11 protein-coding genes and 1 other annotated feature are annotated in these 13,661 nt (G+C 37.7%); all 11 genes read left to right on the top strand.

The genetic code is table 11. From position 1 onward, the window contains the following. Positions 1 to 101 precede the first annotated feature (101 nt). Positions 102 to 329, top strand: a binding site (T-box leader). A gap of 161 nt (positions 330 to 490) precedes the next feature. The 11 genes from PI20285_RS06300 (at position 491) to mutS (ending at position 13,660) form a co-directional block, all read left to right on the top strand. After that, the gene (locus PI20285_RS06300; protein ID WP_057774655.1) at positions 491 to 1,141 is read left to right on the top strand and encodes an amino acid ABC transporter permease; all 651 of its coding nucleotides are present in this window, start codon (positions 491 to 493) and stop codon (positions 1,139 to 1,141) included. Between the two features lie 11 nt (positions 1,142 to 1,152). Continuing rightward, a complete protein-coding gene (locus tag PI20285_RS06295; RefSeq protein ID WP_057774658.1) occupies positions 1,153 to 1,788 on the top strand; it encodes an amino acid ABC transporter ATP-binding protein in 636 nt (211 codons plus the stop codon). A gap of 20 nt (positions 1,789 to 1,808) precedes the next feature. After that, entirely contained in the window at positions 1,809 to 2,660 is an 852-nt protein-coding gene (locus tag PI20285_RS06290) for an amino acid ABC transporter substrate-binding protein (RefSeq protein ID WP_057774660.1), read from the top strand. Positions 2,661 to 2,813: 153 nt separating this feature from the next. Beyond that, a complete protein-coding gene (yfmF, locus tag PI20285_RS06285; protein WP_057774663.1) occupies positions 2,814 to 4,085 on the top strand; it encodes an EF-P 5-aminopentanol modification-associated protein YfmF in 1,272 nt (423 codons plus the stop codon). Next, positions 4,078 to 5,382, top strand: coding sequence for an EF-P 5-aminopentanol modification-associated protein YfmH (gene yfmH, locus PI20285_RS06280; RefSeq protein WP_057774666.1), 1,305 nt, complete (start codon positions 4,078 to 4,080; stop codon positions 5,380 to 5,382). The genes yfmF and yfmH overlap by 8 nt, the downstream gene beginning before the upstream one ends. Next, complete coding sequence (ymfI, locus tag PI20285_RS06275; protein ID WP_057774671.1) at positions 5,379 to 6,104, top strand: elongation factor P 5-aminopentanone reductase; 726 nt, start codon at positions 5,379 to 5,381, stop codon at positions 6,102 to 6,104. Before yfmH ends, ymfI begins: the two co-directional genes overlap by 4 nt. Before the next feature lie 69 nt (positions 6,105 to 6,173). Next, positions 6,174 to 7,052: a helix-turn-helix domain-containing protein gene (locus PI20285_RS06270; RefSeq protein ID WP_057774674.1), complete on the top strand. Its 879-nt coding sequence runs from the start codon at positions 6,174 to 6,176 to the stop codon at positions 7,050 to 7,052. 15 nt (positions 7,053 to 7,067) lie between these two features. Next, positions 7,068 to 7,652, top strand: a complete 585-nt coding sequence (pgsA, locus tag PI20285_RS06265) for a CDP-diacylglycerol--glycerol-3-phosphate 3-phosphatidyltransferase (protein ID WP_057774676.1) — start codon at positions 7,068 to 7,070, stop codon at positions 7,650 to 7,652. 306 nt (positions 7,653 to 7,958) lie between these two features. Continuing rightward, positions 7,959 to 9,041: a recombinase RecA gene (gene recA / locus PI20285_RS06260; RefSeq protein ID WP_057774679.1), complete on the top strand. Its 1,083-nt coding sequence runs from the start codon at positions 7,959 to 7,961 to the stop codon at positions 9,039 to 9,041. A gap of 226 nt (positions 9,042 to 9,267) precedes the next feature. Further along, a complete protein-coding gene (rny, locus tag PI20285_RS06255; RefSeq protein WP_057774682.1) occupies positions 9,268 to 10,827 on the top strand; it encodes a ribonuclease Y in 1,560 nt (519 codons plus the stop codon). 193 nt (positions 10,828 to 11,020) lie between these two features. Further along, on the top strand, positions 11,021 to 13,660 hold the full coding sequence (mutS, locus tag PI20285_RS06250) for a DNA mismatch repair protein MutS (protein WP_057774684.1): 2,640 nt from the start codon (positions 11,021 to 11,023) through the stop codon (positions 13,658 to 13,660). Position 13,661 lies beyond the last annotated feature (1 nt).

The following is a 13,661-nucleotide window of genomic DNA, read 5'->3' as shown; positions in this document are numbered from 1 at the left end:
AATTAGTTAAGACATTATCACTGGCGAACAACAATTTTAGAAAATTAATTTTGAAAAGCCCTTGACGAGAATAAAAAAAAGACTTATATTCAATACAATATTTAAAAACAATGAACGGAAGAGTAGAACAAAGAATCATTTCAGAGAGCTTTAAGTGGTGAGATTAAAGCATGTACTTTGTTCGAAACACATCTGCGAGTTTGTCTTCTGAGTTAATTAGGAAGGCACGGGTGATCGTTATCTCCTAAAGTTGAACTTATAACTTGTTGAGCTGGTAATTGTGAAATTATCAGAAACATGAGGTGGAACCACGTTGATGCGTCCTCTTGGGTATTTTATACCTGAGGGGATTTTTTTGTAGGTTCAACTTACTGAGGTAATTGTTGTGAAGCAATTACAAACAGGGGTGGAACCGCGCTAACTCGTCCTCTTGAATTATTATTTATAGTTCAAGAGGCTTTTTTTATACATAAAATTGGAGGGGATAAGCATGTTTTCGTTAAATTATATATCACAAATATTACCATCCTTATTATCAGGGACTACCATGACATTGAAGATCTTTTGTTGGACTTTAATCGGAGCATTACCAATCGGAATGATTTTTGGATTAGGGCTAGTTTCCAAAATTCGACCGATAAGATATATTTTGAACTTTTACGTTTGGTTGATGCGAGGGACCCCTTTATTATTGCAGTTAATTTTTGTTTTTTATGGATTACCAATCGTGGGGATTGTTTTTCAAAGATATGATGCAGCGCTATTTGCTTTTATTCTTAACTATTCAGCCTATTTTGCAGAAATCTTTCGTGGTGGTCTTCAGTCGGTTGATCGAGGGCAATACGAGGCAGCAAAGGTATTACGATTATCTTATTGGCAAACGATTCGGAAAATTGTTATTCCTCAAGTAGCCAAGATTGTCTTACCATCTATCGGAAACGAAGTTATTAATTTGGTTAAGGATTCTTCATTAGTCTACGTCATTGGTATTGGGGATCTATTGCGAGCCGGAAATGTCGCTTCATCTCGAGATGTAACCTTAGTTCCACTCCTGTTGGTTGGAATTATTTATCTACTGTTAACAGCCGTTTGTACTTATATCTTACGACGAGTCGAAAAACACTATGCTTATTGGCGCTAGGAGGTTTAAATATGTTGAAAATTAATGATTTAACCAAAACATTTAATGGACGAGTTATTATTGATAAGCTATCTTTTGAAGTTCCAGATAGTGAAATCCTAACCATCGTAGGGCCTTCTGGAGCTGGTAAAACAACTTTGCTCCGTTGTATAAGTGGACTAGAAAAGATCGATAGTGGGAGTTTTTATATCAATGACCAAAAGTTTGATCCTTATGAAAATAGCGGGAATGAGAGTGTGATCGGCGTCGTTTTTCAGGATTTTCAATTATTCCCTAATCTAACGGTTATGGATAATGTAACATTGGCGCCGCAAATGGTTTTGAAAAAAAACGTGGTAACTGCAAAAAAAGAAGCTGAAGCTAGTCTTGCGAGGTTGCAACTAGATAGTAAGGAAAATCTTTATCCTTATCAATTGTCTGGTGGTCAAAAGCAGCGGGTAGCAATTGCGAGAGCTTTAGCGATGCACCCTCAAATCCTTTGCTATGACGAGCCTACCTCCGCGTTGGATCCTGAATTACGTGGTGAAGTTAGTGAAATTATTAAAGGCTTAAAACGGGATGGCATGACCCAGATTGTGGTTACCCATGATATGGATTTTGCTAATGAAGTTGCTGATAAGCAGTTACACGTATCACCTATCAAATAAGGAAACGGAAGGTTAATAACATGAAAAAAAAGTTAAGATTAGTTTTTCTCATGATGGCAGTTTGCCTGGTTTTACTTCCTAGTTTGAGCGGCTGTGAAAATGCAACAAAACGCGCAAATACTACTGATTATTGGCAAACAATTAAAAAACGTGGGAAAGTTGTTGTCGGGCTGGATGACAGCTTTGTACCAATGGGCTTCCGTGAAAAGAATGGTAAGTTAACGGGCTATGATATTGATCTAGCTAAAGCAGTATTTAAGCTATACGGAATCAAAGTGGATTTTCAAAGTATTGATTGGTCTATGAACACGACTGAGTTACGCAATCGAACAATTGATTTGATTTGGAATGGGTTCACAGTCACCCCAGCACGCGCCAAAGTTGTTAGCTTTAGTCACACGTATTTAGCTAATCAACAAGTCCTAGTCAGCAAACGCAATCAAAATATTACGAGTTTTCAAAAAATGACTGGGAAGATCTTAGGGGTTCAAAGTGGTTCTTCAGGTGCAGAGGACGTAGAAAAAGAACCCCAGTTGCTTAAAAATAAGATTAAAAACAAAACGCCCATTTTATATGACTCGTTTAACGATGCGTTTATTGATTTAGGAGCGAACCGAATTCAAGGATTACTGATTGATGATGTTTATGCGGGTTATTATATCAAGAAAGAGAGTAATCCAAATAGTTATCGAGAAATTCAAGGTGATTTTCCAAAGGAACAATTTGCGGTGGGTATTCGCAAAGGGGATGTTACCTTACGGAAGAAAATTAATCATGGATTGTATGTGCTGTATAAAAATGGAACTTTGAAAAAAATTAACGAAAAATGGTTTGGTAATACTGCTCCAGTTGAAAAACAGCCAAAAAGTTAAATAGAGTTCAAAAAATATTGATTTGGATTAGTAATAAAAAAGCTAATCTAGATCAATATTTTTGTTTTATTTAAAATGTTTTTTAGGGATTCATAGTCATTGAAAATCGCGTATAATAAAAGATAGTAAATAATTTTTAAATGAGGTAATTTAGTGCGAATACAAATCAAACAAGGAATTGCGTTAACGGTTATTCCGGTATCTCAATTCAAGAATACCCAAATATCGGTTCATTTTTTAGAAAATGCAACAAAACAGCAAACTAGTTATCGTTCATTATTAGCCAATATTTTAGAGACTAGTTCCAAGAAATATGTGACACAGATCTTAGTATCCCAAGCATTATCAAAGCTTTATGGGGCTGGGTTTGGAACAACCGTGATGCGAAAACAAAATATTCATGATCTTACTTTTTCATTATCGCTGCCAAATGATCATTTTTTGAATTCATCGGAAGACCTGCTATCAGAAGGAATTCAATTTTTGCAGGAGATGATTTTTAATCCATTGGCAAAAGCTGGTAACTTTCATGATCAAACTTTTCAAAGACAGCAAGCTAATTTAATCGCGTATATTAAAGCGCTTCGAGATGATAAACAGTCATACGCTGCACTTCAGTTACAAAAATTAGTTTTTAATGAGGATGAAGTTCAACGGGTGCCTGCTTTTGGCGATGTTGAAAGCCTAGCAAAAATAGAAAATCATGAATTATATGACTATTATCAATCAGTCTTAGCACAAGATCGGGTTGAAATATATGTAGTCGGAAATGTGAATGCCGAGCAAGTTGCCGATCAAATTCGTCAATGGCCATTAGCAGAGCGAACATCTAATTTGGTTGGGTTAACAACGATTAAACAACCTATGAGAACTTTTCAAACGCGGAGTGAAAATCAAAACGTTGTTCAAGCAAAATTAGATTTAGCGTATCAATTTCCAACCGATTTTCGAAATAAAAATTATTACGCTGGAATCGTTTTTAATGCGTTGTTTGGTGGCTCCCCGTTATCAAAACTATTTATGAATGTCCGTGAAAAAGCTAGTTTGGCATATTATGCAAATAGTAGTGTGGATGTATTTAATGGCTTAATGGTGGTGCAAGCAGGAATTAATGCCAAAGACAAAGAACAGGTTCTGACGATTATTGCTGAACAATTAACCGACATGCAAAATGGTGAGTTTAGCGATGAACAACTTGGACAAATTAAAAAAGGTTTAGTTTCAAATTACGTTTCTTCGTTGGATTTAGAACGTGTTTATGCGAGTCGAGAACTTACCAACGATCTGGTCGGTAGTCAAGTTTCTGCTGAGGACTGGGAAGAACAAATCCAAAAAGTGTCACGGGAAGCGATTATGAAAGTTGCTAAGCAAGTTAGTTTACAGGCCGTTTATTTCTTGAGTTCGGGGGTAAAAATACATGCGTAAACAAACATATAAGCAATTTGGCGAAAATCTTTACACAGAAACTCTAAGCAATGGGTTAACAGTTAACCTCTTACCTAAAAAAGGATTTCATAAAACTTATGCTGTTTTTACCACCAATTTTGGCTCAATTGATCGAACCTTCATTCCCCAGGGTAAAACTGAGTATGTCACGCAGCCTGATGGGATTGCCCATTTTTTGGAACACAAAATGTTTGATAAAAAAGGATACGATGCTTTTGACCTGTTTGGAAAATATGGTGCGGATTCAAATGCATTCACAAGTTTTACAAGAACTAGTTATTTATTTTCTGCAACACAAAACATCAAGGAAAATTTAGAAATTTTGCTTAACTTTGTGCAAGAACCATACTTTACAGACAAGTCTGTTGAAAAAGAAAAGGGAATTATTGGACAAGAAATTCAAATGTATGATGATGATCCGGATTGGAAATTATACATGGGGATATTAAATAACCTTTATCCTAAGCATCCGGTTCATATTGATATTGCTGGAACTGTAGATTCAATTGCTAAAATCACGACTGAAGATCTGTATCTGGCGTACAAAACGTTTTATCATCCAGCAAACATGGATTTATTTATCGTCGGCAATATTGATCCTCAAGAGACACTTAACTGGGTTATTCAAAATCAAAACACGAAAACTTTCCCACAGTTTAAAACGCCTAATGCCAAGCTTCCGTTGGAGGATCCAAATGGTAAGGACATTATTAAGCATGCAGAAGTCCAAATGGCTGTTAATCGCCCAAAAAGTATTGTGGGTCTTAAAGGTTTGGATCCAGTCCCTGCAGGACGAGCTGGATTAGCATATAAATTGAAGGTAAATTTATTACTTTACTTATTATTTGGCGAATCTTCTCAACAATATTTAAAGTTATATGATTCAGGCGTCATTGATGATACTTTTTCATATGAATTTGATCTTGCCCGGTCATTTCACTATGTTAGCTTTAGTGGTGATACCGACCATCCAGATCAATTTAATGACCAGATTGAAAACATTTTGACGAACGCACAACAAATATTGCCAACATTAACGGATCAGTTTGAACTTGCAAAAAAGGAAATGATGGGACGTTTAGTGGCACGTATGGACTCAGTTGAAGCAATCGCAAATGGATATGAAGGACAATTGTTTGATCAGGCGACTGTGTTTGATCAAGAAACCATTTACGAGCAGATCACATTGACAGATCTAGAACAAGTCGCCAAAGATCTGTTTAATGCAAAAGGATTGAGTACCTTCCAAATTATGCCAATGGGAGTGAAACCATGAAACATGCTTTAATTGTAGGAGCTTCTGGCGATATTGGTATTGAGACTGCAAAACAGTTGGCTGCTCAAGGGTGGTCGTTATATTTACACTATAATCAGCAAAACGAAAAAATTACCGAATTGATTACAAAGTTACACGCCAAGTATCCAAAACAAGATTTTTTAAGTTTTTCTTTTGATATGAGTACGGCTACAAATCTGGACAAATTTTTGGAAAACATCTTTGAGTTGGATACAATTATTTTTGCGCAAGGGACCACGACTTACAAACTATTAGTCCAAACAACCAAGGAAGAAATTCAACATTTATGGAGTATGCAAGTTGCTGTACCAATCGAAATCATCAAAGCGTTACAAGAAAAACTGGCTAAATCGACCCATGGGAGAATCATATTTGTTGGTTCTGTTTATGGAGCTGTAGGGAGTGCGATGGAAGTTAGTTATAGTATGGTTAAAGGTGCACAAACTGCTTTTGCCAACGCTTATGCGAAAGAGGTGGCTTCTCTTGGTATTACAGTAAATGTGGTAGCACCTGGAGCGGTGGACACGCATATGAATCAATTTTTAGCGAAGAATGAACGCCAAGCAATTACGGATGATATACCAACTGGAAAATTCGCCACACCAGCTGATATTGCATTTTGGATTGTTCAATTAACAAATCAAGATGCTGGTTACATGACGGGTCAAACCATTTATGTAGATGGTGGCTGGTTAAAGTAAGAACAAAATTTTAGTGGATTTGGATATGCTATACTAGTAGCGGACTAATTTAATAGTGGGTGAAAAGTGATGAGTGAGAAACAAAATAAAGAGATCGGAAAAAGGCTTCAGGACGCAAGAATGGATCAAGGCTTAACAATTGATTATATTCAAGAGAAAACCAAGATTCAAAAGCGTTACTTGATGGCCATTGAGGCCGGTCAAATGAATGATCTGCCAGGAGATTATTACGTGCAATCGTTTGTTAGCCAATATGCAAATGTGGTTGGGCTTGATTCCCACCAATTGCTGGCTGGCGAGCTACAAGAAACTACTGGTGATGGCCAGCGAAGAAACCCAACGCCTATTGGACCTTTGCCTTCTAGGACAACCCAACACAAACAAGTTGTAAAAGAAAGCGAGTTTTCCAGACGGTACGGAAAGTACGCAGCCTATGTGCCGACTGTAGTAGTTATTGTCATTGTGGTTTTAGTTTTAGGAACTATCTGGGGGATGAGCCATTCAGGAAATACAGCTCAACCACATCTCACAAGTAGCAAGGTGAGTGTTACAAATGATGCAAGCAGTTCAAAAAAGAAAGAATCAAGTTCTAGTGAATCTTCCAATTCGTCATCTAAAGAAAAAGCTCAAAAAATCACTCAGGTTGGGACTTCAACAACAGAATATGATTTAAAAAATGCCCCTTCTGATGGATCAAGTTTGAGCATTACGGCGGGAACAAGTAATGCGTGGGTCTCGGTTTCAAGTGATGGCACACAGAGTTGGGCTGCTACTTTACCAACAGGGACTTCACACACTGTGAAGATTGCTAAGGGTATTTCTAAGGTTTCGATTAGCCTAGGAAACGCGCCACAAACCACCGTTAAAGTGAATGGCAAGAGTTTCAACTTTAATCCTCAAAATGATACTACCCAAACAAAAACAATCACCTTAAATATTAAGGATTAAGCAGGAGGACAACTTTTGAATTTACCAAATAAATTAACAGTATTTCGGATTATTTTAATTCCAATTTTTATTATTATTATGGTTATGCCATTTACCTGGGGGACAGTCACCTGGGTTGGGACATCGATTGCCATTACAAAGGTCGTTGGGGCAATTATATTTGCTGTGGCGTCTTTGACTGATTTGGCTGATGGAAAAATTGCCCGTAAGAGGCATTTAGTAACTAATTTCGGAAAATTTGCGGATCCATTGGCAGATAAAATGTTAGTTATGTCGGCTTTTATTATTTTAGTTTCGTTTGCTAAAGTACCAGCATGGGTAGCTGCTATTATTGTCTGCCGCGAGTTGGCAGTTACAGGTCTAAGGTTATTGATTGTCGAAAATGATGGCCAAGTGATGGCTGCTGCCATGCCTGGAAAAATAAAAACAACTTCGCAAATGATTGCCATTATTTTATTAATTTTAAATAATGTGTTGTTTGCCGCATTAAGCATTCCCATGGCTGCAATTATGCTTTACATTTGTTTATTTTTTACAATTTATTCAGGAATCGATTATTTCGTACAAAATCGGAATGTTTTTTCAGACGGATTTAACTAATAAATATAAATTGAGTTTTGGCAAAATTGTCAGGCTCTTTTTTTATTAAAAGAATTTTTGAGTACGAAAAGCGTATTTACTTATATAGGGGGATGAATTAAGGAAGCGGCAGTTTTTACTAAAGATGATGAAAAATTATGTTTTCAACGGCTTAATTTTCTTCGAGAAGGCAAATCATTGTGGGCGTATTAAGTGAATTAAGAAAGTTTTTAAATAATGCGAACTTTTGTTCGTTTTTACTTGCAATTTGAGTAGAAAATCAGTATTATTATGAATGTTAGGTATTCCCGTTAAGGAGGAAACAAATTGGCTGATGATCAAAGAAAAGTAGCGTTAGACGCTGCGTTAAAAAAAATTGAAAAAAATTTTGGTAAGGGCTCTATTATGCGAATGGGGGATTCTGCTCAAACTCAAATCTCTACCATTTCTACCGGTTCTTTAGCATTAGATGATGCACTGGGTGTTGGTGGCTATCCTCGTGGAAGAATCGTTGAAGTCTATGGACCAGAAAGTTCTGGTAAGACAACGGTTGCTCTGCATGCGGTTGCGCAGGTTCAAAAAGAGGGCGGAACAGCTGCCTATATTGATGCAGAAAATGCATTAGATCCAGTGTACGCAGAACACTTGGGTGTTAATATTGATGACTTGCTGTTGTCTCAGCCAGATACAGGTGAAGAAGGTCTAGAAATTACAGATGCCTTGGTATCAAGTGGGGCTGTTGATTTAGTTGTTGTGGACTCGGTTGCTGCCTTAGTTCCACGTGCAGAAATTGAAGGTGAAATGGGTGATGCCCATGTTGGCCTTCAAGCACGGCTTATGTCACAGGCACTTCGGAAACTTTCTGGTTCAATTAATAAAACTAAAACAATTGCCATTTTTATTAATCAGATTCGTGAAAAAGTCGGTGTTATGTTTGGTAATCCCGAAATCACACCTGGTGGTCGTGCTCTGAAGTTTTATGCAACCATCCGTTTAGAGGTTCGACGTGCAGAACAAATTAAAGACGGTACTGATATTATCGGAAACCGAGTTCGGATTAAAGTCGTTAAGAACAAGGTTGCACCTCCATTTAAGCGTGCCGAAGTTGACATCATGTACGGTCACGGAATTTCTCAAACTGGTGAGATTATTGATATGGCTGCTGAAAAGGACATTATCCAAAAGAGTGGTTCTTGGTATTCATATGCTGAGGAACGCATTGGACAAGGTCGAGAAAACGCTAAGCAGTATTTAGAAGACAATCCGGAAAAGCGAGAAGAAATTTATAAAAAAGTTCGTGTCGCGTTTGGAATGGATGAAACACCCGAAGAAAAAGATGCAGCACAAGAAAAATCAAAAGAAGAGAAAGATCCTTCTACACTAGATCTTAAAACATCTAAAAAGAAATAAAATATTTTGAAAGAATAATTTACTGTTTAAATGCAGTGAATTATTTTTTTAGAAAATTTTTAACATATTTTTATAAAAATTGTGTGATTGAACAAATATAAATAGTGAGATAGCTTGATTAAACTGCCTTCGGAATGCTAAACTAAGTATTGTGTGAATAATCAAAATAGCATCATAAAATTCGGTTAGAAAATTAACCAACTATTTATGATTCGGAGGTGGAAACATGATTGTTTTCAATATAATCCTCGCAATCATCGCTATTGTTGTTGGCTATATCATCGGTTATTATGTACACAAACTCATTCAAGAGAAAAATGTGCATGATGCGCAGGATACAGCTAGTGGTATTTTAGACAATGCTAAGAAACAGGCGGCAACTGAAAAAAAGGAAGCCCTTTTAGAAGCTAAAGACGAAAGTCACCGCTATCGAACTCGGGTAGAAAACGAACTTAAGCAACGACGTGCAGAAGCACAGAAGCAAGAGGAACGTTTGTTACAGCGAGAAGAGGTTTTGGATCATAAAGATAACACTTTTGAAAAACGTGAAGATAGTTTGGAACGTAAGGAAGAAAAACTAAGTTCTGAGCAAAAGCGGATTGACGAACAACAACAAGAAGCATCCTCATTAGTTACAAAACGTACAGAAGAGTTAGAACGGGTTGCGGCAATGTCACAAGAAGACGCGCAATCTTTGATTCTGAACGAGGTTCGTGATGGCTTGGCAGACGAACGTGCTAAAATGATTCGCGAAAGTGAAGAAAAGGCACAAACAGATGCTAAAAAAGTGGCAACCGATCTGATTGCCCAAGCTATTGAAAGAAGTGCAGCCGATGTGGCTACGGAATCAACTGTTACTGTTGTGAATCTCCCCAGTGATGACATGAAAGGTCGAATTATTGGTCGCGAAGGTCGAAACATTAGAACTTTAGAGACTTTGACTGGTATTGATTTAATCATTGACGATACACCAGAAGCAGTTGTGCTAAGTGGATTTGACCCAATTCGTCGTGAGATTGCCAAAATGGCACTTGAACGGTTAATTCAGGATGGTCGGATTCATCCAGCTCGAATTGAGGAAATGGTTGAAAAAGCTCGCAAAGACATGGATGATAAGATCCGTGAAGTTGGGGAACAAACCATTTTTGATCTTGGTATTCACTCGATGAATCCTGAGTTGATCAAGTTAGTTGGTCGCTTAAGGTTCCGCACTAGTTACGGACAAAATGTTTTGGACCATTCAATTGAAGTTGCTAAATTAACAGGTATTTTAGCAGCTGAATTAGGTGAGGATGTTACTTTAGCTAAACGCGCAGGATTATTACACGATATTGGAAAAGCGGTTGACCATGAGGTTGAAGGATCCCATGTGACAATCGGCGTAGAATTTGCAAAGAAGTATAAGGAAAGTCCAGTGGTAATTAACGCCATTGCTTCCCATGATGGAGATGTCGGTGCCGAATATGTGACTTCAGTATTGGTTGCAGCAGCAGATTCAATTTCAGCTGCTCGGCCAGGAGCCCGCAGTGATTCTCTAGAAAATTATATTCATAGACTCGAGAAGCTAGAAAATTTGGCTGATGGGTTTAAAGGCGTTAAGAAGAGTTATGCGATTCAAGCCGGTCGAGAGATACGGGTAATCGTAAAACCTTCAAAGATTTCTGACTTACAGGCAACCACATTGACTCATGATATTAGAACTGCAATTGAAAAACAGTTAGAGTATTCTGGAAAAGTTAAAGTTACCGTAATTCGTGAAGTTCGCGCTGTAAATTATGCTAAATAAATAGAATATTAAGAAGGTTTGGCAAGTATCTGTTGCCAGACTTTTTTATTTTTAAAATAGTTGAAATCATTTTTAATGACACTACCTTGGAAAAGCCAGCACAGTTAGTAGGCACTCTAAAGGTTAAATGTTAAAATAGGACAGATAGTTTTAAATGTTCGAATTAGATAAAAAGTAGAAAGCAGGAGAGAATTTGCCACAAAAAACGAGTGATACGCCAATGATGCAGCAATATATGGCGATTAAAAAAGATTATCCAGATGCTTTTTTATTTTATCGAATTGGTGATTTTTATGAACTTTTCTACGATGATGCGATCAAGGGTGCTCAAATTCTTGAACTAACACTAACTTCTCGTAGTCATAACGCGACAGATCCCATTCCGATGTGTGGAATGCCTCATCATGCTGTTCAAAATTACGTTGATATTTTAATTGAAAAGGGATATAAAGTAGCTATTTGTGAACAAATGGAAGACCCTCGTTTGGCTAAAGGCATGGTCAAACGTGAAGTTATTCAATTGATAACACCTGGAACAGTTACGGATTCTAACGTCAATGAAGCCAAATCCAATAATTATTTAACTGCTTTGACCACGACCGAGGACAACAAGTTTGGTTTTGCCTATGCAGATTTATCGACTGGTGAACTGAAAACTAGTAATTTGGAGTCTTTTGAAGCTGTAATTAACGAGGTTGTTAATCTACAGTCGAAGGAAATCGTGGTAGATGCATCTGTTACAGATGATATGCAAGAACAGTTTAAAAAATTGAATATTATGGTTTCACACCAAAATAAAATTGAAGTGAAGGCCGAATTAAGTTATTTAACGCAAGCCCTAACTGAAAATTTGGAAAAGACCGTTGTTGAAACATTACTGACGTACATCACGGTAACGCAAAAACGAAGCCTCGCACATTTGCAAAAAGCGGTGGCCTATGAGCCTTCTTACTATTTACGGATGGACCATTATTCTAAATATAATTTGGAATTGACAAGATCTATCCGCTCAGGCAAGAAACAGGGTACACTTTTGTGGTTATTAGACGAAACTCGAACCGCAATGGGTGGTCGATTACTGAAACAATGGTTAGATCGGCCACTAATTCGGCAAGTGGAAATTGAAGATCGGCAAACAAAAGTGGCCGAGTTACTGGATCATTATTTTGAACGCAGTAGTTTACAAGAGGAATTAGTAAAAGTTTATGATTTGGAGCGTTTAGCTGGTCGTGTGGCATTTGGCAATGTTAACGGTAGGGATCTTATCCAGTTAAAGACATCACTACGTCAAATTCCTAAAATTAAGTATGTTTTGGGAGAACTGGACAACAAAGTTTTTGGCGCTATGCTGGCTAAACTTGATCCAGTTGATGATATTGCGGATCTTATTGACCGGGCAATTGTGGATGAGCCACCCATTTCAGTCACTGAAGGTAATGTAATTAAAGATGGTTATGATACTCAACTTGATAAGTATCGAGATGCAATGACGAATGGAAAAAAGTGGATGGCTGAACTGCAGGCCTCCGAACGCCAAGCGACCGGTATCAAGAATTTAAAAGTTGGTTACAATAAAGTTTTTGGATATTACATCGAAATCACAAAATCGAATTTGAGTACGGTTCCAGAAGGGCGTTACGAACGCAAGCAAACTTTAACAAATGCTGAGCGCTTTATCACGCCAGCCTTAAAAGAGAAAGAAAGCTTGATTCTAGAGGCCGAAGAAAAATCTACTACACTTGAATATGAGCTGTTCAGTAAAATCCGTGAGCAAATCAAACAAGTTATTGAACGACTGCAAAAACTGGCTAAACAGGTTGCTACGCTTGATGTTTTACAGAGCTTTGCAGTTGTTAGTGAGAACTATCATTTTGTAAAACCTACTCTGAAAAAAAATCATAGCATTGATATTGTCGGTGGCCGTCATCCGGTTGTCGAAAAAGTTATGGGACGCCAAAGTTATGTGCCAAATGATGTCAAAATGTCAAAGGATGTTGATATTTTGCTGATTACGGGGCCTAATATGTCTGGTAAAAGTACGTACATGCGTCAATTAGCTTTAACGGTTGTTCTGGCACAAATGGGGTGTTCTGTTCCTGCTGAGTCGGCTACTTTGCCAATTTTTGATCAAATTTTCACTCGAATTGGCGCGGCTGATGATTTAATTGCTGGACAAAGTACCTTTATGGTGGAGATGCAAGAAGCTAATCGGGCCATTCAGAATGCGACCCCCCAGAGCTTGATTTTGTTTGATGAAATTGGTCGAGGAACGGCTACCTATGATGGCATGGCTCTTGCGCAAGCAATTATTGAATTTGTGCATAATCATGTTCACGCCAAAACGTTGTTCTCTACTCATTACCATGAGCTTACGGCTTTAGATAAAACATTAACTAAATTAAAAAACGTCCATGTTGGGGCAGTTGAAAAAGATGGTGATCTGGTCTTTTTGCACAAAATGGAGGATGGTCCTGCTGATAAGTCTTATGGGATTCACGTGGCTAAACTAGCGGGGATGCCAACTGAATTGTTGGGCAGAGCCGACAAAATTTTAAAACGACTTGAAATTCAGAATAAAGATACAGATCAGGTGATTACGGACGAAGTGGCGCATCCATCTAAAACGGTGCCTACTGAACAAGACAGTGAGTTAACTCAGTCCGTTGAGAAGAGCGAAGTTGATGAACAACTAGCTTTGTTTAAAACGGAACCGGTAGATCCTGAAAATGCAGAAGTCGTTTCCCAAATTCGGAACCTTAATCTGATGTCTATGACCCCCATGGATGTCATGAATCAACTGTATAAGTGGCAGAAAAAACTAACAAATAAATAGA

It is taken from the genome of Pediococcus inopinatus (genome assembly GCF_002982135.1).
Lineage (GTDB): Bacteria > Bacillota > Bacilli > Lactobacillales > Lactobacillaceae > Pediococcus > Pediococcus inopinatus.
Note: the sequence above shows the minus strand (reverse complement) of the source record. Positions and strands in the feature narration are given on the sequence as shown.